The organism is Geodermatophilus obscurus, from assembly GCF_900115395.1.
Lineage (GTDB): Bacteria > Actinomycetota > Actinomycetes > Mycobacteriales > Geodermatophilaceae > Geodermatophilus > Geodermatophilus obscurus_B.
In genome coordinates, this window is record NZ_FOWE01000016.1 from 1 (window position 1) to 22,712 (window position 22,712).

A 22,712-nucleotide genomic window follows, 5' to 3' on the forward strand; every position below is an offset into this window, starting at 1 on the left:
CACCGCAAGGTGTGTGAGCTGACCGGTACTAACAGGCCGAGGGCTTGACCACACACACTTATCCTGCCAACACGCAGGACACGGTCACCAAGATTCGCGCGTCCACTGTGCAGCTCTGAACGCACCCAACCCCCCCACCACTCGGCGCCCGCACACACGTGCGGGCGCTGAGGGGTGGGGGCCGGCCGGGGTTCTGTTCACAGTGTTACGGCGGCCATGGCGAGAGGGAAACGCCCGGTACCATTCCGAACCCGGAAGCTAAGCCTCTCAGCGCCGATGGTACTGCCCTGGAGACGGGGTGGGAGAGTAGGACGCCGCCGGACAACCATTCCCAGACGGGGGGTCGGAGCTTTGGCTCCGGCCCCCCGTCTGTTTGTGTTTCCGGCATCCCATCCGCGGCGCTCGTACGAGTGCCGCCCGTAGCACCGAGGTAGTCACGACGACATGACAGACCCCCGACGAGGATCCGCAGGGCGCGGCCGCGCCGACGGCCAGGACGCCCGCGGGCAGGGACGCGCCGCGCGGGACGACCGGCCCGGCCGCTCGTCACCAGGGGGCGACCGCCGCAGCGGCGCCCGTACGCCACGGGCGGGCTCTCCCGGTGGGGCCGGCCGGGACGGGCGGAGCGGTCACGGCGCCTCGGGTGGCACGGGCCGAGGGACGTCCGGTAGCACGTGGTCGCCGCGCGGGAGCGCGGACGGCCGCACGGGCGACCGACCCCGTAGCGACCGGTCCGGCAGTGACCGTGGTGACCGTCCCGGTGCGCCCAGGCGGGGAGCCGACGACTGGCGGGACCGTCGACCCGGTGCCGAGCGGACCGGCGCCGGCTGGCGCGAGCGGAGCGCGACTCCCGACCGGGCGCGCGACGGCCGCCAGCAGCGCCAACCCTCATCGGGGACCGCTGGGGACCGGCAGGGTCCCCGCCAGTCGTCCGGGCGCTCCTCGGGCGACTGGCGGGACCGCCGACCCTCCGGGGAACGCTCACCCGGCTCCTGGCAGGACCGTCGCAGCGGCGCGGGGCGGCCCACCGGTGGCAGCCGGCCGTCTCGTGACGGCGAGGGTGCAGCCGGTCGGGCCCGCCCGGTCGACGCGGACCGGCGGGACCGGCGACCGTCGGCGGAGCGGACGGGCCGCGGCCGGGACGACGCCGCCCGCGGCACGGGTTCCTGGGCGGACCGGCGCACCCCGCAGCGGCGCGACGAGGCCCCGGCGCGCGGGGACTGGCGGGAGCGCCGGCCGCAGGGTGACCGGCCTGCCCGTACCGGTGGCGGCGCCCCGGGGGCGCGTGACGGCCGCCCGCAGCGCCCGGGCAGTCCCACCGGCCGACCGGACCGTGCCGGCGGACAGGGCTGGCGTGACCGCCGCCCCACCGACGACCGGCGTCCCCGGCCCGACCAGGACCGCACACCCCCGGCCACGCCCGGGCCCGAGCTCCCCGAATGGGCCGACGCGCGCGACCTCGACCCCGGCGTCCGTGCCGCCCTGCGCGGACTCGACTCCCGGAACGCCGAGAAGGTGGCCCGCCACCTGGTCGTCGCCGGGACGCTGGTCGACGAGGACCCCGAGCTCGCCCTCGGCCATGCCCGCGCTGCACGGGACCGTGCCTCGCGCATCGCCGTCGTCCGGGAGGCCGTGGGGGTCGCGGCCTACCACGCGGGTGACTTCGCCGAGGCGTCGCGGGAGCTGCGCACCTACCGGCGGATGAGCGGGGAGGAGGGCTACCGCGCCGTCCTCGCCGACTGCGAGCGTGCGCAGGGACGGCCGGAGGTCGCGCTGCGTCTGGTGCGCGAGGCCCTGGCCGACGGTCCCGACCCGGACGAGACGGTGGAGCTGCGTCTGGTCGAGGCCGGCGCCCGACGGGACCTCGGTGAGACCGCGGCCGCCCGGCTCGTCCTCGAGGGTGCCCTGGGCGGTCGTCCCACCCCCACCGGGCTCGACCTGGCCGAGGAGGGCACCCGGCGCCTCGCCTCCGCCTACGCGGACCTGCTGACCGCGACCGGCGACCCGGCCGCGGACACCTGGCGGGAGGCGGTCACCGCGGCGAGCCCGGACGAGGACGTCGCCTTCGGTGAGGAGGAGGTGCCTGCCGACCACGGCGCCGAGGACGGCACCGCGGGTGCTCCGGACACCGGGACCGCGACCGGTGCGCCCGAGGGCGCGGACACCGCCGAGGACGACGTGGCCGAGGACGACGTGGCCGAGGACGACGTGGCCGAGGACGACGTGGCCGAGGACGACGTGGCCGAGGACGACGTGGCCGAGGACGACGTGGCCGAGGACGACGTCGCCGAGGACGGGCTGGACGAGCACGAGCTGTCCGGGGACGGCGTCGACTCCGGCGTCGACTTCGACGAGGACGTCGAACGGGAGGTCGCCGAGCTCCTCGGGGAGGTCGACCCGCCGGCGGCGGACCAGACCGGGCACTGAGGGCCGACGACGCCGTCGCGGCCGTCCACACCGCCCTCCCTCGTCCACAGGGCCGGGTGAGAGGGCCGGCGGACGGCCGCGTGGCGGCAGGCTGCCGTCATGAGCGTGGCAGTCATCGACCGGAACGACGTCGTGCTCCGCGGGCGCCTCTCCGCGCCCGCGGAGCACAGGACCCTCCCCAGCGGGGACCCGCTGGTGACCTTCCGGCTCGTGGTCCGCCGGCCCGAGCCGCGGGCGCGGGGCTCGTCGGTCGACGTGCTGACGTGCATCACCTACGACCGCGCCCTGCAGCGGCGCGTGGCCGCCTGGGAGGCCGGCGACGTCGTCGAGGTGGAGGGAGCCCTCCAGCGGCGGTTCTGGCGCACCGGGCAGGGCACCGTGTCGGTCTGCGAGGTGAACTGCCGGCGCGGACGGAAGGTGCCGCGGTCGGGGGCCGGGGGATCGGTGCGGACGGCGTGACCGGGCGGCGGCCGGGGAGCTCCTCAGCCGGCGTGCGGCCGGAGCACCAGCCCGGTCCGCGGCTTGGGCACGAACAGCGTCGACTTGCGCGGCATCCGGGCGCCGGCGCGGGCGACCGCGGCCACGTCGGCGGGCGACGGCGGCCGCAGCAGCACGGCCACGCCCGCACGTGCACCGGCGAGCCGCACGGCCTCGGCGACGTCGTGGGCCACCAGGACCGATCCGGGGTCGTCGGGGCGGCCCCACAGCGCGCCGACCAGTCCGGTGGTGGCCAGCACGACGTCGAGCCCCCGCCAGGACGGCGGCGCCTCCGCCGGCACGGTCGCCCGTACCTCGGCCGTGGCCCCCGACAGGCGCAGCAGCCGCCGGCCGTCGGTCACCAGGAACCCGTCGGCGGGGCCGCCCAGGAGCTCCACCGCGGCGGCGGTGACGTCCGCGGCTTCCGGCGGCACGGGCACCTCGGACACCGTGAAGCCCCGCCCGGCGGCGTTGGCGGCGTCCTGCAGGTCCAGGTCCGGCACGACACGGTGGATCGCCTGCACCCGCAGCCCTCCGGTGCCCATGGGCGTCAGCAGGGCCAGCACACGGCAGTCGCCGTCCGGGTGGGTGCGGTGCAGCGCCTGGGCGGCGGCGAACCGGTGGTGCCCGTCGGCGATGACCGCACCGGTGCGGCCGAGGGCCAGGCGCAGACGGCGCAGGACCTCGGGGTCGGTCACCCGCCACAGGCGGTGGGCGACCCCGTCCGCGTCGACGACCTCCAGGTCGGGACGCCCGTCACCGGTCTGGGCGGTCAGCCCGGCGACCTCCGGTTCGGGGTCGTGGGAGAGCACGATGGGCTCGAGGTCGGTGGCCGTCGCGGCCAGCAGGGCCCACCGGCCCTCGACCGCGGCCGGGAAGGTGTCCTCGTGCGGCAGGACGGCCCGCCCGCCTGCGGCGGCGACCGCGACGGCGCCCAGCCAGCCCACCGTCGGGGCGGCCTGGGCCGGGCGCATCTCGTAGCGCCACATCGCCGGCCGCTCGTCGCGGACGAGCACGCCGGCCCGTTCCCACTCCAGCAGCGTGCGGGCGGCCCGCGCGGAGACGTCGCCTGCCGCGGCCGGGCTGGTGGCCCCGGCGGTCCCCGGTCCGGACGTGCCGCCCGGGAGGATCAGGCGGACGATGTTGTGGGGGTCGGCGGCCGCCAGCCGTTCCGCGCCGTCCGGGGTCACCAGGTCGTAGGCTGGCGAGCTCACGCGGGCCAGGTGCGCGGGGTCGCGCCGCTGGTAGGTGAGGGCCCGGAAGGGCCGGACATCGAGCCCCGTCGCGACGTGGGACGGGGAGCCCGCGGGCGACGAGTGCACGACGGGATCGTAGGAGCCGTGCGCCCCTGGCCGCCGACGAGACCGGTGTCCGGGCCGCCACGGGGACGCAGACCCGGGGAGAGCGGGAGGAGAGCGGTGTCGACAGCAGGAGCCCAGCGGGAGGGCGCGTCCGACGGGAACGGGCCCGAGGGTGGGGTCTACGAGTGGTACCGCCGTGGCCTGGATCTCCTGAGCAACGGCGACCCCGCCGCGGCAGCGACGCTGCTGACCCGCGTCGCGGAGGCCGAGCCCGGCTCCCGGAGCGTCCGGGAGGCGCTGGCCCGCGCCCAGTACGACGCCGGCCGGTACCGGGAGGCCGTCGACAGCTTCGGGGAGCTCGCCGCGGAGAACCCGACCGACGACTACGCGCACTTCGGCCTCGGCCTGGCCGCCAGCCGCGCCGGTGACCTCGAGCTGGCGGCCGAGCACCTGGCGCTGGCCGTCGCGATGCGGCCCGACCTGCCGCACTACGAACGAGCGCTGCGCGGCGTGCGGGCACGCCGGTCGACCGGGCCGGGAGCGGCGTGAGCGGCGCCCCGGACGGCAGCGGTCCGGACGGCAGCGGTCCGGACGGCACGGTCGCGTGCGGTCTCGCGACCGGCAGCTCCCGGCCGCCCGCGGAGCTGTTCGACGTCGCGCTGCTCGACCTCGACGGCGTGGTCTACGTCGGTCCCGACGCGGTCCCCGGCGTCCCCGACGGACTGGCGACGGCCCGCGCGGCCGGCATGCGTCTGGGCTTCGTCACGAACAACGCCGCCCGCCCGCCGGAGGAGGTCGCCGGGCACTTGTCCGAGCTCGGTGTCCCCGCCACTCCCGACGAGGTCATCACCAGCTCCCAGGCGGCCGCCTCGGTCGTGGCCGCGATGCTGGGTCCGGGTGCGCGCGTCCTCCCGGTCGGCGGTCCCGGCGTGGCAGCGGCGCTGCGCGCGGCCGGACTGACCGTGGTGGACCGCGCCGAGGACGACCCGGCCGCGGTCGTGCAGGGCTACGGCCGGGAGGTCGGCTGGGCGCAGCTGGCGGAGGCGGTCGTCGCCGTGCGCCGCGGTGCGCGCCACGTGGCCACCAACGCCGACGCCTCGATCCCCTCGCCCCGCGGGCCGCTGCCCGGCAACGGGGCGATGGTCGGCGTCGTGCGCGGCGTGACGGGGATCGAGCCGCTCGTCACCGGCAAACCGGACCCGGCGATGCACGCCGAGTGCGTCCGGCGCACGGGCGCGCTGCGCCCGCTCGTGGTCGGCGACCGCCTCGACACCGACATCGAGGGCAGTCGGCGAGCCGGTGCGGCCAGCCTGCTGGTGCTCAGCGGCGTCACCGACCCCGCGACCCTGCTGGGCGCCGCACCCCAGCACCGTCCCGACCTGCTCGCTCCCGACGCCCGCGGGCTGCTCGTCCCGCACCCCCCGGTCGTCGTCGGGGAGGCCGGCTGGACCTGTGGCGGCTGGGTGGCCACCGCCGACGGCGACGGCTCCCTGCAGCTGCACGCTGCCCCCGGCAGCGCGGCCGGTGCGGACGCCGGTGCGGCCGGAGACGGCCTCGACGGGCTGCGCGCCCTGTGCGTGGCGGCCTGGTCGCGGGCGGAGGGAGGCCCCGTCCGGGTGCGGGCCGGCGACGGGACGGCCGCCAGCGCGCTGGCCGGCTGGGACCTGGGACACCCGTGACGACGACGGTCCACCGGCCCGCCACCGACCCGTTCGCACCACCGGCTCCGTCGGCCCCGGCCGGTACTCTCGCGGGCCGGGAGCCGCGCTCCTCCCCGTCCCGGGAACACGACCCGCGAACCCGCTCCCACACCCCGTCCGGAAGGTCCCTGCCATGACCGACCCGAGCCGACCGCGACCGGTCCCCGGCCCGCCGCGGCCCGGTCCCGGTGGCGTGCCGGTCGCCGGTGCGGTCCGGCTCGCCGGCCCGGGCGTGCTGCCGCCGCCGGTGGACGCCGACCCCGGCGGTGCCGCCGCGCTCGCCGGCCTCGACCGGCGTCCGGTGGTCGAGCACGTGGCCGTCTTCGAGGCCGAGCACGACCGCCTGCAGCGCGAGCTCGCCACGATCGACCAGCTCTGATGCCGCGCCGCAGCCGACTCGACACCGAGCTCGTGCGGCGGGGCCTGGCCCGCTCCCGCGAGCACGCCGTCGAGCTGATCACCGAGGGCCGGGTCGCCGTCTCCGGCCGCGCGGCCACCAAGCCGGCCACCGGCGTCGACCCCGCCACCCCGGTCGTCGTCCGCACCGACCCCGACGAGCAGCGCTGGGTGTCCCGCGGCGCCCACAAGCTGCTCGGCGCCCTCGACTCCTTCGGGGTCCCCGTGGAGGGCCGCCGCGCCCTCGACGCCGGCGCCTCCACCGGCGGCTTCACGGAGGTGCTGCTGTCCCGCGGTGCCCGCGAGGTGGTGGCCGTCGACGTCGGCTACGGCGAGCTGGCCTGGTCCCTGCGCACCGACGACCGGGTGCGGGTGCTCGAGCGCACCAACGTCCGCACGCTCGATCCCGAGCAGATCGGCGGGCCGGCCGACCTGGTCGTCGCCGACCTGTCGTTCATCTCCCTGCGCCTGGTGCTGCCCGCGCTCACCGCGTGCGCGACGGCGGAGGCCGACCTCCTGCCCATGGTCAAGCCCCAGTTCGAGGTCGGCCGGGACCGGCTGGGAGCCGGCGGTGTCGTCCGCGACCGGGCGGCCCGCGCCGACGCGGTGTTCGCCGTCGCCGCCGCCGCGGCGGATCTCGGGTGGGGCACCGCCGGGGTGGTGGCCAGTCCGCTGCCGGGGCCGGCCGGCAACGTCGAGTTCTTCCTGTGGCTGCGCCGCGACGCGGGGCGCCCGGAGGAGGCCGCCGTCGTGCGCGCCGTCGAGGAGGGGCCCGCGTGACCGCCCGGGCGCACGTGCCGTTCTCGGGGGAGGCTGGGACCGGGCACCCGGGGGACGACCACTGCACAGCCACGACCGTGGAGGACCGATGAGCGAGGCGGGCCAGGCCGCATGGGGCCCGGGCGGCCGGCGGCACGTGCTGCTGGCCGTGCACACCGGGCGCGAGGACATCGTGGACCTGGCGCGCAGCTCCGCGGCGCGGCTGGCGCGCGCCGGGATGACGGTGCGGGTCCTGGAGGACGAAGCGGAGCAGCTCGGCATCCCCGGCGCCGAGGTGGTGCCGGCCGACGCCGACGCCGCCCGCGGCGCCGAGATCGTCATGGTGTTCGGCGGCGACGGCACCTTCCTGCGTGCCGCCGAGCTCGCCCGCTACAGCCACGCCGCGCTCATGGGCGTCAACCTCGGCCGGGTCGGCTTCCTCGCCGAGACCGAGCCCGAGGCGGTCGAGGAGACCCTCACCGCCATCGAGCGCTGCGAGTACTCGGTGGAGAAGCGGCTGGCCGTCGAGGTCGAGATCGTCGACGCCTCGGGCGACGTCGTGGCCGGCACCTGGGCGCTCAACGAGGTGTCGGTGGAGAAGGCGCAGCGCTCCCGCGTCCTCGACGTCGTCATCGCCATCGACGGGCGGCCGCTGACCAGCTTCGGCTGCGACGGCGTCCTGTTCGCCACCCCGACCGGGTCGACGGCCTACGCGTTCTCCGCCGGCGGCCCGGTGGTGTGGCCCGACGTCGAGGCGCTGCTGCTGGTCCCCACCAACGCGCACGCCCTGTTCGCCCGCCCGCTGGTCACCTCGCCGGACTCGCTGCTGTCGGTCGCCATCCCGCCCGACGGCAACCGCGCCCGGGTGTCGGCCGACGGCCGCCGCGCCTTCGACGTGCCCGACGGCGGCCGCGTCGACGTGCGCCGCGCCGCGCGGCCGGTGCGGATCGCTCGCGTGCACCCGGCCACCTTCGGCGACCGGCTGGTGGCCAAGTTCGGCCTCCCGGTGCGCGGGTTCCGCGAGGCCCGTCGCCACGACCCCGGCCAGGAGCTGCCGCCCTCCCGCAACGTCCTGATGCGCGACGTCGTCAGCGTGCCCGCACCGGGCACCGCACGGGAGGAGGTGCACGGTGGCGCCGCGGACCACGACGCGTGAGCGTGGCGGCCGGGCCGCCGCCCGGCCTGCCGCCGACGCCGCGGTCGCGGCCCCGGAGGCCGCATCCCCGGCCGGGACGCCGTCCGGTACACCGGCCGCCGCGCACGACCTGGGCCGGCTCACCGAGCTGCGCATCCGCGGCCTCGGGGCCATCGACGACGTCACGCTCGAGTTCGGCCGCGGGCTGACCGTCGTCACCGGTGAGACCGGAGCCGGCAAGACGATGGTGGTCACCGGCCTGACGCTGCTGTTCGGCGGCCGCGCCGACCCCGGCCGCGTGCGCGCCACCGGCCGGGCCGGCGTCGAGGGGCGGCTGGAGCTGCCCGCGGACTCCCCGGTGTGGGAGCGCGCCACCGAGGCCGGCGCCGAGCCCGACGACGACGGCTCGCTGATCCTCGCCCGCACCGTCAGCGCCGAGGGCCGCTCGCGGGCCCACCTGGGCGGGCGCAGCGTGCCGGTCGGTGTCGTCGCCGAGCTCGCCGAGGGGCTGCTCGCCGTGCACGGGCAGAGCGACCAGCTGCGGCTGTCCCGCCCGGCCGAGCAGCGGTCCGCCCTCGACCGCTACGCCGGCCCGGCGCACCTGCAGCTGCTGGAGAGCTACCGCGCCGCCTACGCGCGCTGGCGGGAGCTCGCCGCCGACCTCGACCGCCGCCGCGGCCAGGCCCGCGAGCTCGCCCAGGCCGCCGACGTGCTGCGGCACGGCCTCGAGGAGATCGAGGCGCTCGCCCCGCAGCCGGGGGAGGACGACGCCCTCGACGCCCAGGCCAAGCGGCTCGGCGACGCCGACGCGCTGCGCGCGGCCGTCGACGAGGCCCGCATGGCGCTGGTCGGCGACGTCACCGGCGACCTCGGCGGCGAGGGCCTGCCCCAGGACGCCACCGCGGCGCTGGCCACCGCCGAGCGCGCCCTGGCCGGCACCGACGACCCCGCGCTGGTCCTGCTCGCCCGCGACCTCGCCGACGCCGTCGCCGTGGTCTCCGACGTCAGCGTCCAGCTCGCCGGGTACGTCGCCGACCTCGACGCCGACCCCGCCCGGCTGGCCGAGGTCCTCGACCGGCGCGCGGCGATCACCGCGCTCGTCCGCAAGTACGCCGACCCGGGGGAGGGCCTGGCCGGGGTGCTCGCCTGGGCGGAGGACGCGCGGCAGAAGCTGTCGGCGCTCGACGTCTCCGACGAGGCGCTCGAGGCGCTGGCCGCCGCCCGGGACACCGCCCGCGCCGAGGTCGACGACCTGGCCGCGCGCGTCTCGGCCGGTCGCCGCGCCGCTGCCGACGGGTTCGCCGCCGAGGTGGGCCGCGAGCTCGCCGGCCTGGCGATGAAGAGCGCCCGGGTGTCGTTCTCCGTCGACCCCCACCCCGACGAGCCCGGGCCCGAGGGCATCGACGACGTCGCCCTGCTCATGGCCGCCCATCCCGGCGCCCCGCCGCGGCCGGTGCACCGCGGCGCCTCCGGCGGTGAGCTGTCCCGGGTCATGCTGGCCATCGAGGTCGTCTTCGCCGGCGCCGACCCGGTCCCGGTCATGGTCTTCGACGAGGTCGACGCCGGCGTGGGCGGGCAGGCGGCCGGTGAGATCGGGCGGCGGCTGGCCCGGCTGGCCCGCGACCACCAGGTCGTCGTCGTCACCCACCTGGCGCAGGTCGCCGCCTTCGCCGACACCCACCTGGTGGTCGACAAGTCCCCCGACACCGCCGCCGGTGTCACCGCCACCGACATCCGTGCCGTCGACGGCGAGGACCGGGTCCGGGAGCTGGCCCGGATGCTGTCAGGCCTGGCCGACAGCGACACCGGGCAGGCGCACGCGCGGGAACTGCTCGCCGTGGCGGCGGCGGCCCGGGCCTGACGGAGGGCGTGCACGGACGGTGCCGGGCGGCAGGGTCGTGCACGACCCGGTGGTGGCACGCAGGAGTGTCGATCGCCGGAGCCGGGTACGCGGCCCCTCGTGCGCGTCGATGCCCCCGCCCGGTCCCGTCCCGCCCCATCCGCCCGGCCCGCCGCCGCGCGGCCCGTCCGAGCCGCCGGGGGTGCCTGGTGAGCTGCTTCAGTTCCGCCGACGAGTCGGCGCACTACGGCTTCTCCGTCTGCATGCTGCTGCAGCAGTACCGCGAGCAGCTGGGCTGGGGGTCCGCGCCGGTCGTCGAGCTCGGCACGGGGGACGCCTCGGCGATCGCCGACGTCGTGGCGGGCCTGCCCGGGCTGCGCATCCGCAGCTACGACATCAGCGCCGAGTCGGTGACGGCGGCGCGGGAGAACATCGCCCGCCGCGGGGTCGCCGACCGCTACACCGTCGAGCTGGGCGACTTCTTCGACCAGGCCGACGCGGCCGGCGGGGAGCCGGTCAGCACCGCCATCTCCAACCCGCCCTACATCCCCGCGCCCGACCGGGACATCCTCATGCCGGAGCTGTGGGGCGGGGTCCGCGGCAACGACCTGACCGTGCAGCTGCTCAAGGCCGGCTACGACCACGTGGTCACCGCCGTGGCCAGCTACGCCGACCCGGTCACCACGCTCAGCACGGCCGCCGACCTCGGCTACCGCGTGGTCAACTTCCTGGCCATGGGGCTGGACTACGGCCCCTACAGCAGCGAGCCGAAGGTCCGCGCGCAGATCCGCCGGATCGTCGACGAGGGTCGCGGCTGGGCCGGCGACGACGAGTACATGGTCGCCGTCGCGCTGTTCACCCGGGACCCCGGCATCCCCGGCGACCGCGCCGACCAGCTGCTGCGCGCGCTGCAGCTGCCCGCCTGACGTCCGCGGGCGCTCAGCCCAGCGGCACGCACAGCGCGGTCGGGTCGTCGGCGCAGCGGCCGCCGGTGACGGTCACCCCGTCCCAGGGGCCGGTCGCGTTCGACCCGGCCTCGTTGCGCAGCCCGGAGACCCGCACCACCAGGTCGGCCGTCGGCGCCGCGTCGCGGGCCACGACCCACACGTCGACGGTGGTGACGCTGCCGACCCCGCTGCCGACGCCGAAGGCGTCGGCCACCGGCGAGGTCGTGCCGTCCTGGCACCAGCGGGTCCCCGGCGCCCGCGACCCGACGAAGACGGCGGTCCCCGCCCGCGGCGCGCCCCCGTCGGCCGCCGTGAGCGTGACGTCGGCGGCCAGCCCCGCCATGCCGGCGGTCGACGTGTCGGTGAACGTCACCTCGACGGCCAGGAATCGCACCGAGCCGTCGTCGGGGAGGGCGCAGTCGGCGGCGAAGGAGCCCGGCAGCGGCGGGACGCCGACACCCACCGGCGTGCGGAGCACCTCGACCCGCCCGCTGTGGGCGGTGCCGGCGGAGCGGTCGGCCAGCACGGCGCCCGCCACCGGTACCGGGTCGGGTGGCAGCGGCACCGGGGCGATCGGCGGCGGGGTGCCCTCGACGGGGACCTCGTCGGCGGAACGGGTGCCGGGGTCGGCCAGGGAGGTCAGGAACCCGCAGCCCGACAGCGCCCCGGCCAGGACGAGGGCGAGCAGGGGAGTTGCTCGGCGGGGACGCACGCCGCGCACCCTGCCACCGGCCCGGCTGGAGGGTCCCGCGCCGCGCGGAGCGGGGCGTGAGGGGCAGTGGGGTCCCTCAGCGGCGCTTGGCGTACCCGGCCAGCCCGAACTGCAGCAGCGACATCCCGCGGCGCCCGGCCGCGCGCAGCTCCGCGGCCAGCTCCGGACCGGTGACCCCGGCCAGCACCCGGTCGCGGGCGAGCTCCAGCAGCCGCCCGTACAGCGCGGTCACCGCCGACGCGGTGAGCTCGGGCTCCACGGCCCCGTCCGGGGCGCCGGTCTCCGCCCGGATCTGCGCGGCCAGTGCGGTGGTGAGCTCGCCGAGGATCTCCCGCTCGCGCACCTGCAGCGTCTTCGACCCCCGCACCACGCGGGCCATCGCCGCCACGCCGTCGGTGGCGGCCGGGTCGCCCAGCGACTCCATGGCCGTCACCACGAACGTGCCGGCCGCCGCGGCCGCCGACTCCCCGCGCGGGCGGGTGGCGACGGCGTGGAGCAGCGCGGCGCGCATCGGCGGGTCGGCCGAGAGGACCAGCCCCTCCTTGAGCGGGAAGTGGTTGAACACCGTCTTCTCCACGACGCCGGCGCGCTGGGCGATCTCCACCACGCTCACCGCGTCGAACCCGCGCTCGGCGAACAGCTCCGCCGCCGCCTCGACGATCCGGTCGTGGGTCTCCAGCCGCCGCCGCTCGCGCACCCCGGGGCCGCGGCGCTCCCGCCGGCGCGCCGCCCGCCCCGACGGCACCTCCGCGGTGGGAGGCGCGACCGCGGGGGACGGCGGCGTGACCGTGGGGGACGGCGGCGCCACCGCGGGGGCCGGCTGCGCAGCGGGTGGGGGAGCGGGGTCCGGGTCGGCCGCCGGCCGCGTCCCGGGCACCGCGCGGATGACCGGGGCGGGCGCCGGTGACTGCCCGGTCGCCGGGCCCGGCGCCCTCTCCGCGGCGCCGGGACGGGTCGCCGGGATGCTGGCGGCTGGTGCCCCACGTGTCACATCGACGAACGCTAGACAGCGCGGGAGGACACACCGGCGGTGCTGGTGGGGCGCACGCGCCGGGCGTGTCGCGCTCACCGTGGTGTCGGACACCCTGCGTGAGCGTGCCGTCGCCGATGCGCGTCGGAGGGCTGCCCGCCCACCCCTGCGTGGGAGCATGGCTCAATGCGCATCGGCACCCTGCGACGGAGCCGGTCCCAGGAGGCGGCACCGGGGGTGAGCGGCACCGTCCGGCTGGACCGTCGCACGAAGAACCTCACCAAGCGCCTGCGGCCCGGCGACATCGCCGTCATCGACCACGTCGACATCGACCGGGTGAGCGCGGACTCGCTGGTCGCGGCGAAGGTCGGCGCCGTCGTCAACGCCGCCCCGAGCATCTCCGGCCGGTACCCCAACCTCGGCCCCGAGATCCTCACCACCGCCGGCATCCCGCTCGTCGACGGCGTCGGCAAGGAGGTGTTCGCCGCCCTCAAGGAGGGCGCGCAGGTCCGCGTCGAGGGCAACACGCTCTACGGCCCCGACGGCAGCGCCGTCGCCGAGGGCACCGAGCAGACGCCCGACACCGTCGCCGCGTCGATGGCCGAGGCCCGCGCCGGGCTGTCCACGCAGTTGGAGGCCTTCGCCACCAACACGATGGAGTACATGAAGCGCGAGCGCGCGCTGCTGCTCGACGGCGTCGGCGTCCCGGACGTGCAGACGAAGATCGACGGCCGGCACGTGCTCGTCGTCGTCCGCGGGTACGACTACAAGGAGGACCTGCAGGCGCTGCGGTCCTACATCCGCGACTACCGCCCCGTCCTCGTCGGCGTCGACGGCGGCGCGGACGCGCTCGTGGAGGCCGGCTACCAGCCGGACATGATCATCGGCGACATGGACTCGGTCAGCGACCACGTCCTGCGCAGCGGCGCCGAGGTGGTCGTGCACGCCTACGTCGACGGTCGCGCCCCGGGCCTCCAGCGGGTCCAGGACCTCGGTGTCGACGCGATCACCTTCCCCGCCGCGGCCACCAGCGAGGACATCGCGATGCTGCTGGCCGACGAGAAGGGCGCCAAGCTCATCGTCGCCGTCGGCACGCACGCCACGCTCGTGGAGTTCCTCGACAAGGGCCGCGGCGGCATGGCCTCGACCTTCCTCACCCGCCTGCGGCTGGGCGGCAAGCTCGTCGACGCCAAGGGCGTCAGCCGGCTCTACCGCAGCCGCATCTCGACCGGCGCGCTGATCGTGCTCGTGCTCGCCGCGCTGCTGGCGATCGTCGTCGCCCTGGCCGTCACCACCGCCGGGCGGATCTACCTCGACCTGCTGGTCGACCAGTGGGACAGCTTCGTGTTCTGGTTGGAGAACCTCTTCTCGTGATCGACTTCCGCTACCACCTGGTCTCCCTGATCGCGGTGTTCCTCGCGATCGCCCTGGGGCTGGTGATCGGCGCGACCCAGCTGTCGGGCCCGGTGCTGGACAACCTCCGGGGCCAGGTCACCTCGCTGCAGGAGGACAAGCGCGAGCTGGAGGACACCACGCAGGGCCTGCAGACCCAGGTCGACGGCGACCAGGCGTTCCAGTCCGCCGTCGCCCCGGCGCTGGTGCAGGGCGCGCTCGGCGGCCGCAGCGTGCTGTTCGTGCTGGCCTCCGAGGAGGTCACCACCGACACCGTCGAGGAGGTCACCGCGCTGGTGACCGAGGCCGGCGGCACGGTCAACGGCCAGATCACCCTGCAGCCGGGGTACAGCGACCCGGCCGGTGAGTCGGCGCTGCAGAGCTACGTGACCACGCCCGCCGGCCGCCCGGCCGGCGTCGAGCTGCCCGAGACCGACGACACCGGGCAGCTCGTCGGCGCGCTGCTGGCCCAGGTGCTCATGGTCCCGGCGGACCCGGGCGCGGCCGCGCCGGACGCCGCGTCGGTGTCCACGGTGCTCGCCGGGCTGCAGGCGCTCGACGCGCTGTCGCAGGACTCCGACGCGGTCACGCCGGCCGACTTCGCCGTCGTGCTCACCGGCGGGGCGCTCGAGGGCGAGGACGCCGCCGGCCGCAACGACACCCTGCTCGACCTCGTCCGCGCCCTCGACGCGGCCGGCTCGGGCGCCGTCGTGGCCGGCGACACCGCCTCCGCCGGCGAGAACGGCCTGGTCGAGGCGGTCCGCGGCGACCCCGAGACCGCCACCGCCGTCTCCACCGTCGACAACGTGACCAGCCCCTCGGGCCAGGTCAGCACCGTGCTGGCGCTGGCCGGGGAGCGCGAGGGCACCTCCGGCGCCTACGGCACCGCGGAGGACGCCCAGCCGGTCCCGCCGCTGCCGGCCACCACCCCGTGAGCCCGCACCCGGCCCTCCTGGTGGCGGCCGGGGCGGGAGCCGCCCGCGCCGGGCTCGCCGCGGCCGCGGCCCTGGACGCCCGCCCGGCGGGCGCCCCGTGGCGGCGCACCAACTACGCCGGCCGCCCCGTCACGCTGCTCGGCGGGCCCGCGCTGGCCGCCGCCGCGACCGCCGCCGCCGTCCTGGGCGCTCCCGCGGGCTCCCGCGCCGCCGCCGCCGTCGCCGGCGCGGTGTCGGGGCTGGTGGGCGGCTACGACGACCTGGCCGGCGCCCGCCCCGAGCAGGCCCGCGACAAGGGCCTCGCCGGGCACCTGCGGGCGCTGCGGGCCGGCCGGGTGTCGGCCGGTGCGGTGAAGGTCGCCGGCATCGGCGCCGCGGCCGGCGTCGCCGCCGTCCTGACCCGCCGGGACCGCGGCCTCGCCGACGGCGTCCTCACCACCGGGCTGGTCGCCGGCACCGCCAATCTCGTCAACCTGCTCGACCTGCGCCCCGGCCGGGCGGCCAAGGCCGCCGCCCTCGCCGCCGCCGCCGGCCTGCGCGGTCCCGCCGCCGGCCTGGCCGCCGGGCCGCTGGGGGCCGCGCTGGCGGGGCTGCCGGCCGACCTGGGCGAGCGGGTCATGCTCGGCGACGCCGGCGCCAACGCGCTCGGCGCCCTGCTCGGGCTGCGCGCGGCCGCCATCCCCTCCCGGCCGGCCCGCGCCGGCCTGCTGGCCGCGGTCACCGCGCTCACGCTGGCCAGCGAGCGGGTCAGCTTCACCCGGGTCATCGAGGCCACCCCGGGCCTGCGCGAGCTCGACCGGCTCGGCCGCCGCCCGGCGTGAGCGCGGCGGGCCCGACCGTGTCCGGGCGCCGGGTGGCCCAGGGCGTGGCCGGGGCGGCGGCGCTCATCGCCGTCCTCACCGTGCTGGCCCGGCTCGCCGGGTTCGGCCGCACGCTGGTGTTCACCAACGCCGTCGGCACCGGCAGCACGGGCGACACCTACATCGCGGCCAACACCGTCCCGAACATCGTCTTCGAGGTGGTGGCGGGCGGCGCGCTGGCCTCGCTGGTGGTGCCGATGCTCGCCGGCGGGATCGCCACCGGCGACCGCGAGCAGGTCCGCCGCACCGCCTCGGCGCTGCTGGGCTGGACGCTGCTGGTGCTGGTCCCGCTCGCCGCGCTGGTGGCGCTGCTCGCCGAGCCGATCGCCCGGGTGCTGCTCGACGGCGGCACCGACGCCGAGGTGGCGCTGGCCGCCCGGTTCCTGCTCGTCTTCGCCCCCCAGGTCGTCCTCTACGGCCTGGGCATCGTGCTCACCGGCGTCCTGCAGGCGCACCGCCGCTTCGCCGGGCCGGCGATCGCGCCGCTGCTGTCCAGCGTCGTCGTCGCCGGCGCCTACGCGGTGTTCGCGCTGCTCGGCGGCGCCCGGTCGGCCGACGGCTTGTCGACGCCGGCCGAGCTGGTCCTGGGCGTCGGGACGACGCTCGGCGTGGTCGCCCTGACGCTGCCGCTGCTGCTGCCGCTGCGCCGCCTGGGCCTGCGGCTGCGCCCGGCGCTGCGGTTCCCGGTGGGCGCCGCGCCGCGGGTCCGCCGGCTCGCGCTGGCCGGGGTGCTCACCCTCGCCGGGCAGCAGCTGGTGGCCGCCGTGGCGATCCGGCTGGCCAGCGACGGGCCCGACGGCACCCAGGTGGTCTACACGGCCGGGCTGACGCTCTTCCTCGTCCCGTGGGCCGCCGTCGCGGTGCCGCTGGCCACCTCCGTCTACCCGCTGCTGGCCGAGCGGGCCGACACCGGCGACGACGCCGGCTACCGCCGCGCCCTGGCCCCGGTGACCGTGCTGGTGCTCGTGGCCACCCTCGGCGCCGCGGCGGTGCTCGCGGCCGTCGCCGGTCCGATGGCGCGGGTGTTCCTCCTCGCCGGCCCGGCCGACGACGTCGCCGCGCTCCGCGACACCATCCTCGGCTTCGCGCCGGGCCTGGCCGGCTACGGCCTGGTCGCGGTGCTCACGCGGGCGCTGTACGCCCGCGGCCTGTGGAAGGCGCCCACCGCGTGCGTGCTCGGCGGCTGGCTGCTCGCCGTCGCGGCCGACGTCGTCCTGGCGCGGGCCCTGCCGCCGGCCGACCGGGCGCTCGCGCTGGCCGCGGGGCACAGCCTCGGCGTCACCGTCGCCGGCCTGGCGCTGCTCGCGGTCACCGCCCGGGTGGCCCCCGGCGGGCTGGCGGGCCTGGCGCGCTCCGGGCTGCCCGCGCTGCTGGCCGCGGCGGCCGGTACGGCGGCCGGGCTGGCCACCGCCCGCGCGCTGGGCGCCGACCCCGTGCCGGCCGGCTCCCTCCCCGGCGCGGTCGGGGCCGGGCTGCTGGCGGCGGCGGCCGTGACCGCCGTGGCGGGGGCGGTCATGATGGTCACGGCGCGCCGTCCCCTGCTCGCGGCGGTGCGCGCGCTGCGGACGCCCGGGGGGACGGAGGTGCACGGTGGCTGAGCGGGTGGACCCCTCCTCCGGACGCCTGGCCGGCCGCCGCGTCGCCGAGGTGCTGGCCACCAGCACCGGCGGGGTGGGCACCCACCTGCGGTCGGTGCTGCCGGCGCTGGCCGCCGAGGGCGCCGCGGTCACCGTCTGCGGCCCGGCCGCCACCGACGCCCTCTTCGGGTTCTCCGCCGCCGCTGCCTTCGTCCCCGTCGAGATCTCCGCCGGGCTCGACCCGGTCGCCGACGCCCGCGCCGTGGCCGCGCTGCGCCGCGCCGCCGCCGGCGCCGACCTGGTGCACGCCCACGGCCTGCGCGCCGGCCTCGTGGCCGCCGCCGCGGTGCGGCTCGGCCGCGGCGGGCCCCGCCGGCCGCTCGTCGTCACGCTGCACAACGCGCTGCCCGACCGCGCCGGGCCGCTGCGCCGGGTGCTCGCGAGCGCCGAGCGGGCCACCGTGCGCGCCGCCGACGTCGTGCTGGCCGCTTCCGGGGACCTCGCCGCCAACGCCCGGCGGCTGGGCGCCCGCGACGTGCGGGTCGCGCCGGTGTCGGCGCCCGCGCTGCCCGCGGCCACCCGGTCCCGCGCGGAGGTGCGCGCCGGCCTGGGCCTGGACACCGGTGCCGCCGACGGCCGGCCGCTGGTGCTCGCCGTCGGCCGGCTGCACCCGCAGAAGGGCTACGACGTCCTCCTCGACGCCGTCACGTCGTGGACCGGCGACCCGAGGCCCCTGGTGGCGATCGCGGGGGACGGGCCGCTGCACGACGAGCTCGACGCGCGGATCCGCGCCCAGCGGCTGCCGGTCACCCTCCTCGGCCGCCGCGACGACGTCGCCGACCTGCTCGCCGCCGCCGACCTGGTGGTGCTGCCCTCCCGGTGGGAGGCCCGCTCGCTGACCGCCCAGGAGGCGCTGCGCGCCGGCACGCCGCTGGTGGCCACCCGCACCGGCGGGCTGCCCGAGCTGCTCGGCGACGGCGCCCTGCTCGTCCCGCCGGGCGACGCCGCCGCGCTGGCCGGCGCGGTCACCGGGCTGCTCACCGACCCTGCCCGCGCCGCCGCCCTCGCCGCCGCCGGACGGGAGCAGGCCGCCGGCTGGCCCGACGAGGCGGCCACCGCCCGCACCCTGGCCGCCGTCTACCGCGAGCTGCTGGGCCCACCGGGGACCGGCGCCGCATGAGGCGGGCCGCCGTCCTGCTGCTGGCGCTGCTGGGGCTGCTGGCCGTCGCGCTCCCCGGTGCCGGCCCGGCGACCGCCGCACCGGCGGGGGACTGGACGGCCGACCGCGTGCTGGTCGTCGGGGTGCCCGGCCTGGTGTGGGACGACGTCGACCCGCAGGCCACGCCGGCGCTGTGGGAGCTGGCCGACACCTCGCCGATCGGTGCCCTGTCGGTGCGCGCGGCGCGGTCGACGACCTGCCTGCTCGACGGCTGGGCGACCCTCGGGGCGGGCAACCGCGCCCGGTTCCCCGCACCCGACGAGGCCGCGCCGCTGGTGCCGGTGCCCACGGTGCCCCTGCCGGGCGAGGCGCCGGGGACCGGCGACGCGGCGACCCCCTCCCCGCCGGCGCCGGCCGGACCGCCGGTGAGCCCCGAGCTGTCGCACTGCGGCCTGCAGGAGCGCCTGGCCGCCGACGGCCTGGCCGACCCGCTGACCGCCGTCCGCGCGGTCGCCGAGGACTCCGCCACCACCCGCTTCGGCGCCGAGCCCGGCGCGATGGGCACCGCGGTCGGCTGCGCGACCGTCGTCGGCCGCGCCGCCTCGCTCGCCGTCGCCGCACCCGGCGTCGGGCTGACCCGCGAGGACGCGCTGCCCGGGGACCCGGCCGCCGTCGCCGCGCTGCTGGGCACCTGCCCCCTGACGCTGGTCTCCCTCGACGGGCTGGTCGACGCGGGCGTGCCCGCGCCCGAGGGCAGCGAGACCGGCACCGACCCCGGGTCGCGCGCGGCGGCGCTGGCCGGCGTCGACGAGGCCGTGGCGACCCTGCGCGCCGCGGTGGCCGCGCTGCCGGGGGACACGCTGCTGCTCCTGCAGGGCGTCTCGGAGGTCAACGACGGCCGGCCGCAGCTGCACGTGGCCATCGCGTCCGGGCCGGGGTTCACCGGGCGGGGCTGGCTCACCTCGGCCAGCACCGGGCGGGCGCCGTTCACCCAGCTGATCGACGTCGCCCCGACCGTGCTGCGGGCGCTGGACGCCGAGCGCCCCGCCTCGGTCAACGGGCAGCCGATGGTCCCCACCGACGGGCGGCCGGGCACCGCGGAGGCCGTGGCGGAGCTGCAGCGGGCCAACACCGCGGCGGTCACCCACCACCGCAGCACCGGCACGTTCTTCGCCGGGCTGGTCGCCGTGGACGCCGCCGTCGTCGCCCTGGGGCTGCTCGTCCTCGGCCTGCGCCGCGGCTCCCGCCCGACGCTGGCCCGGCTGCGGCCGGTGCTGCCGGTGGCCGCGCTGGCCGCAGCCGCGCTCCCCGTGGCCACCCATCTGGCGGGCCTGCTGCCCTGGGAGCGGGCCGGGTCGCCGCGCTGGGCGCTGGCCGGGTCGGTGCTGCTGGCCGCGGCCGCGGTGACGGCGCTGGCGCTGCTGGGGCCGTGGGCCCGGGGGACGGGGCGGCGGCACCGGCTCGGCCCGCCGCTGGTCGTCCTCCTCGTCACGCTCGGCACGCTCGTCGCCGACGTGCTCGCCGGGTCGCCGCTGGAGCTGAACGCGCTGCTGGGCTACGACGCGATCGTCGCCGGGCGGTTTACCGGCTACGGCAACCTCAGCTCCGGCCTGCTCGCCGCGAGCGCGCTGGTCGCCACCGCCGTCGGCGCCACCGCGCTGGGGCGGCGCGCCGGCCCGCGGCACCGGCAGGTCACCGGGGCCGCCGTCCTGGCCGCCGGCGCGGTCACCGTCGTCCTCGTCGGTGCCCCGGGCCTGGGCCGCGACTTCGGCGGGGTGCTCGCGGCGCTGCCGGGGTTCCTGCTGCTGGCGATGCTGCTCACGGGGGTGCGGGTGACGCTGGTGCGCCTGGCGGCGGTGCTCACCGCCGGGGTGGTCGCCGTCGGCACGCTCGCGGTCCTGGACTGGTCACGCCCGGCCGACGAGCGCAGCCACCTCGGCCGGTTCGTCGAGCAGGTCCTCATCGGCGAGGCCTGGACGGTGGTCAGCCGCAAGGCCCAGGCCAACCTCGACATCCTGCTGGGCAGCGCCCTGGCGTGGCTGCTGCCGGTGGCACTGGTGGCCGCGGTGTGGCTGGTGCGCCGGCGCGGCCCCCGCCGGCCGGCGTGGCTGCACGGCTCCGGGCTGCTGCGCGACGGCGGGTCGGGCCTGCGCCCGGCCGACGGCGCGGTGCTGCGCGCCGGACTGGTCGCCGCCGCCCTGAGCCTGGCCCTGGGCGCCGCGGTCAACGACTCCGGTGTGGCGCTCCCGGCCACGGCCGCGGCGCTGCTGGTGCCGCTGCTGGTGGCGCTGGCCGCGACCGCCCCGGCGGAGGGTGACGTGCCCGGCGGCACCCGGGGGGAACCGGACGACCGTGTTACGGTCGTTTCCCGTGGGTCGACCGTCTGGAACACGTGATCGCGGGCTCCTCCACAACTCCCAGCCGACGAAGTTCGTCTTCGTCACCGGCGGAGTTGTCTCCTCGCTCGGCAAGGGCCTGACGGCCAGCTCGCTCGGCGCGCTGCTGTCCGCCCGCGGCCTGCGGGTGACCATGCAGAAGCTGGACCCGTACCTCAACGTCGACCCCGGGACGATGAACCCGTTCCAGCACGGCGAGGTCTTCGTCACCGAGGACGGCGCCGAGACCGACCTCGACGTCGGGCACTACGAACGCTTCCTCGACACCGACCTCGGCGCCCGGTCGAACGTCACCACCGGGCAGGTGTACTCCGACGTCATCGCCAAGGAGCGGCGCGGAGAGTACCTCGGTGACACCGTGCAGGTGATCCCGCACATCACCAACGAGATCAAGTCGCGGATCCTCGCCGCGGCCGAGTCCGGCGCCCCCGTCGGGGACGACGAGGACGACGACGGCGGCGTCGACGTCGTGATCACCGAGATCGGCGGCACCGTCGGCGACATCGAGTCGCTGCCCTTCCTCGAGGCCGCCCGGCAGGTGCGCCACGAGATCGGCCGCGACAACTGCTTCTTCCTGCACATCTCGCTGGTGCCCTACATCGCGCCGTCCGGCGAGCTGAAGACCAAGCCGACCCAGCACTCGGTCGCCGCGCTGCGCAACATCGGCATCCAGCCCGACGCGCTCGTCTGCCGCGCCGACCGCGAGATCGGCACCGGCCTCAAGCGCAAGATCAGCCTGATGTGCGACGTCGACACCGAGGGCGTCATCGCCTGCCCCGACGCGCCGTCGATCTACGACATCCCCAAGGTGCTGCACCGCGAGGGCCTCGACGCCTACGTCGTGCGCCGGCTGGGCCTGCCCTTCCGCGACGTCGACTGGACGGTGTGGGGCGACCTGCTCGACCGCGTGCACCGGCCGAAGCAGACGGTGACCATCGCGCTGGTCGGCAAGTACGTCGACCTGCCCGACGCCTACCTCTCGGTGAGCGAGGCGCTGCGCGCCGGCGGGTTCGCCCACCGCAGCCGGGTGCAGATCCGCTGGGTGCCCTCCGACGACTGCCAGACCCCCGAGGGGGCGGCGGCCGCACTCGGCGACGTCGACGGCGTCTGCATCCCCGGCGGCTTCGGCGTGCGCGGCATCGAGGGCAAGCTCGGCGCCATCCGCTACAGCCGCACCAACGGCATCCCGACGCTGGGCCTGTGCCTGGGCCTGCAGTGCATGGTCATCGAGTACGCGCGGAACATGGCCGGCCTCGAGCACGCCAACTCCGCCGAGTTCGACCCCGACACCCCCGACGCGGTGATCGCCACCATGGCCGACCAGGTCGACGTCGTGGCCGGCCGGGGCGACATGGGCGGCACCATGCGGCTGGGCAGCTACCCGGCGGCCCTGCAGAAGGGCTCGCAGGCCGCCGCGGCGTACGGCTCGACCGAGGTCACCGAGCGGCACCGGCACCGCTACGAGGTCGCCAACGCCTATCGCGACCGGCTCGGCCGGGCCGGGCTGGTGTTCAGCGGCACCTCGCCCGACGGCCACCTCGTCGAGTTCGCCGAGCTGCCGCGCGAGGTGCACCCCTTCTTCGTCGGCACGCAGGCCCACCCCGAGCTCAAGAGCCGCCCGACCCGCCCGCACCCGCTGTTCGCCGCGTTCGTACGGGCCGCGATCGAGCGGCAGGAGTCCGCGCGGCTGCCGGTCCCCGTGGACGAGGGCGAGAAGGTGGGGATCTGA

The 22,712-nt window shown here is 77.8% G+C and carries 19 protein-coding genes and 1 rRNA gene; 17 read left to right on the forward strand and 3 right to left on the reverse strand.

All coding sequences use genetic code 11. From position 1 onward, the window contains the following. The first annotated feature begins 206 nt into the window (after nt 1-206). The 3 genes from rrf (at nt 207) to BM165_RS23295 (ending at nt 2,886) form a co-directional block, all read left to right on the forward strand. Nucleotides 207-323, forward strand: a 5S ribosomal RNA gene (rrf, locus tag BM165_RS23285). 1,192 nt (nt 324-1,515) lie between these two features. After that, the gene (locus BM165_RS23290) at nt 1,516-2,427 is read left to right on the forward strand and encodes a hypothetical protein (RefSeq protein ID WP_075015926.1); all 912 of its coding nucleotides are present in this window, start codon (nt 1,516-1,518) and stop codon (nt 2,425-2,427) included. Between the two features lie 99 nt (nt 2,428-2,526). Further along, on the forward strand, nt 2,527-2,886 hold the full coding sequence (locus BM165_RS23295; protein ID WP_075015927.1) for a single-stranded DNA-binding protein: 360 nt from the start codon (nt 2,527-2,529) through the stop codon (nt 2,884-2,886). A 23-nt stretch (nt 2,887-2,909) separates the two neighbouring features. Here the strand turns inward: BM165_RS23295 and BM165_RS23300 are convergent, their stop codons facing one another. Further along, a complete protein-coding gene (locus tag BM165_RS23300) occupies nt 2,910-4,226 on the reverse strand; it encodes a DUF1015 domain-containing protein (RefSeq protein ID WP_075015928.1) in 1,317 nt (438 codons plus the stop codon). A 96-nt stretch (nt 4,227-4,322) separates the two neighbouring features. Between BM165_RS23300 and BM165_RS23305 the strand changes: the two genes are divergently transcribed. The 7 genes from BM165_RS23305 (at nt 4,323) to BM165_RS23335 (ending at nt 10,961) form a co-directional block, all read left to right on the forward strand. Continuing rightward, on the forward strand, nt 4,323-4,754 hold the full coding sequence (locus BM165_RS23305; protein WP_075015929.1) for a tetratricopeptide repeat protein: 432 nt from the start codon (nt 4,323-4,325) through the stop codon (nt 4,752-4,754). Continuing rightward, the gene (locus tag BM165_RS23310; RefSeq protein ID WP_083427654.1) at nt 4,751-5,884 is read left to right on the forward strand and encodes an HAD-IIA family hydrolase; all 1,134 of its coding nucleotides are present in this window, start codon (nt 4,751-4,753) and stop codon (nt 5,882-5,884) included. The genes BM165_RS23305 and BM165_RS23310 overlap by 4 nt, the downstream gene beginning before the upstream one ends. 154 nt (nt 5,885-6,038) lie before the next feature. Beyond that, on the forward strand, nt 6,039-6,284 hold the full coding sequence (locus BM165_RS23315) for a hypothetical protein (protein ID WP_075015930.1): 246 nt from the start codon (nt 6,039-6,041) through the stop codon (nt 6,282-6,284). Next, nucleotides 6,284-7,081: a TlyA family RNA methyltransferase gene (locus tag BM165_RS23320; protein WP_075015931.1), complete on the forward strand. Its 798-nt coding sequence runs from the start codon at nt 6,284-6,286 to the stop codon at nt 7,079-7,081. Before BM165_RS23315 ends, BM165_RS23320 begins: the two co-directional genes overlap by 1 nt. An 88-nt stretch (nt 7,082-7,169) precedes the next feature. Continuing rightward, nucleotides 7,170-8,216, forward strand: coding sequence for an NAD kinase (locus BM165_RS23325; protein ID WP_075015932.1), 1,047 nt, complete (start codon nt 7,170-7,172; stop codon nt 8,214-8,216). Then, nucleotides 8,191-10,056, forward strand: coding sequence for a DNA repair protein RecN (gene recN, locus BM165_RS23330; RefSeq protein ID WP_244274437.1), 1,866 nt, complete (start codon nt 8,191-8,193; stop codon nt 10,054-10,056). The genes BM165_RS23325 and recN overlap by 26 nt, the downstream gene beginning before the upstream one ends. 188 nt (nt 10,057-10,244) lie before the next feature. Next, a complete protein-coding gene (locus BM165_RS23335) occupies nt 10,245-10,961 on the forward strand; it encodes a class I SAM-dependent methyltransferase (RefSeq protein ID WP_075015933.1) in 717 nt (238 codons plus the stop codon). A 13-nt stretch (nt 10,962-10,974) separates the two neighbouring features. Here BM165_RS23335 and BM165_RS23340 read toward each other — a convergent pair whose 3' ends face one another. Next, the gene (locus BM165_RS23340; protein WP_143108315.1) at nt 10,975-11,694 is read right to left on the reverse strand and encodes a hypothetical protein; all 720 of its coding nucleotides are present in this window, start codon (nt 11,692-11,694) and stop codon (nt 10,975-10,977) included. 76 nt (nt 11,695-11,770) lie between these two features. Then, nucleotides 11,771-12,571, reverse strand: a complete 801-nt coding sequence (locus tag BM165_RS23345; protein WP_075015935.1) for a TetR/AcrR family transcriptional regulator — start codon at nt 12,569-12,571, stop codon at nt 11,771-11,773. A 330-nt stretch (nt 12,572-12,901) separates the two neighbouring features. On the opposite strand from BM165_RS23345, the gene steA reads away from it, so the two are divergent. The 7 genes from steA to BM165_RS23380 are packed head-to-tail and all read left to right on the forward strand — an operon-like array spanning nt 12,902 to nt 22,712. Continuing rightward, a complete protein-coding gene (gene steA / locus BM165_RS23350; RefSeq protein WP_244274439.1) occupies nt 12,902-14,038 on the forward strand; it encodes a putative cytokinetic ring protein SteA in 1,137 nt (378 codons plus the stop codon). Then, complete coding sequence (locus tag BM165_RS23355; protein ID WP_075015937.1) at nt 14,035-14,991, forward strand: copper transporter; 957 nt, start codon at nt 14,035-14,037, stop codon at nt 14,989-14,991. Before steA ends, BM165_RS23355 begins: the two co-directional genes overlap by 4 nt. Then, nucleotides 14,988-15,812: a hypothetical protein gene (locus BM165_RS23360; RefSeq protein WP_075015938.1), complete on the forward strand. Its 825-nt coding sequence runs from the start codon at nt 14,988-14,990 to the stop codon at nt 15,810-15,812. Before BM165_RS23355 ends, BM165_RS23360 begins: the two co-directional genes overlap by 4 nt. A gap of 17 nt (nt 15,813-15,829) precedes the next feature. Further along, complete coding sequence (gene murJ / locus BM165_RS23365; protein WP_075015959.1) at nt 15,830-17,449, forward strand: murein biosynthesis integral membrane protein MurJ; 1,620 nt, start codon at nt 15,830-15,832, stop codon at nt 17,447-17,449. Further along, nucleotides 17,442-18,608 carry a glycosyltransferase family 4 protein gene (locus BM165_RS23370; RefSeq protein WP_083427656.1) on the forward strand — a complete coding sequence of 389 codons (1,167 nt, stop codon included), beginning with the start codon at nt 17,442-17,444 and terminating at the stop codon, nt 18,606-18,608. The genes murJ and BM165_RS23370 overlap by 8 nt, the downstream gene beginning before the upstream one ends. Continuing rightward, a complete protein-coding gene (locus BM165_RS23375) occupies nt 18,605-20,983 on the forward strand; it encodes a hypothetical protein (RefSeq protein WP_075015939.1) in 2,379 nt (792 codons plus the stop codon). The genes BM165_RS23370 and BM165_RS23375 overlap by 4 nt, the downstream gene beginning before the upstream one ends. Continuing rightward, nucleotides 20,958-22,712 carry a CTP synthase gene (locus BM165_RS23380; RefSeq protein WP_075015940.1) on the forward strand — a complete coding sequence of 585 codons (1,755 nt, stop codon included), beginning with the start codon at nt 20,958-20,960 and terminating at the stop codon, nt 22,710-22,712. The genes BM165_RS23375 and BM165_RS23380 overlap by 26 nt, the downstream gene beginning before the upstream one ends.

Excerpts from the sequence above, each read along its gene's own strand:
- BM165_RS23315 (WP_075015930.1), top strand. The coding sequence starts at position 6,039 with ATGACCGACCCGAGCCGACCGCGACCGGTCCCCGGCCCGCCGCGGCCC.
- BM165_RS23320 (WP_075015931.1), top strand. The coding sequence starts at position 6,284 with ATGCCGCGCCGCAGCCGACTCGACACCGAGCTCGTGCGGCGGGGCCTG.
- BM165_RS23295 (WP_075015927.1), top strand. The coding sequence starts at position 2,527 with ATGAGCGTGGCAGTCATCGACCGGAACGACGTCGTGCTCCGCGGGCGC.
- BM165_RS23375 (WP_075015939.1), top strand. The coding sequence starts at position 18,605 with ATGAGGCGGGCCGCCGTCCTGCTGCTGGCGCTGCTGGGGCTGCTGGCC.
- BM165_RS23325 (WP_075015932.1), top strand. The coding sequence starts at position 7,170 with ATGAGCGAGGCGGGCCAGGCCGCATGGGGCCCGGGCGGCCGGCGGCAC.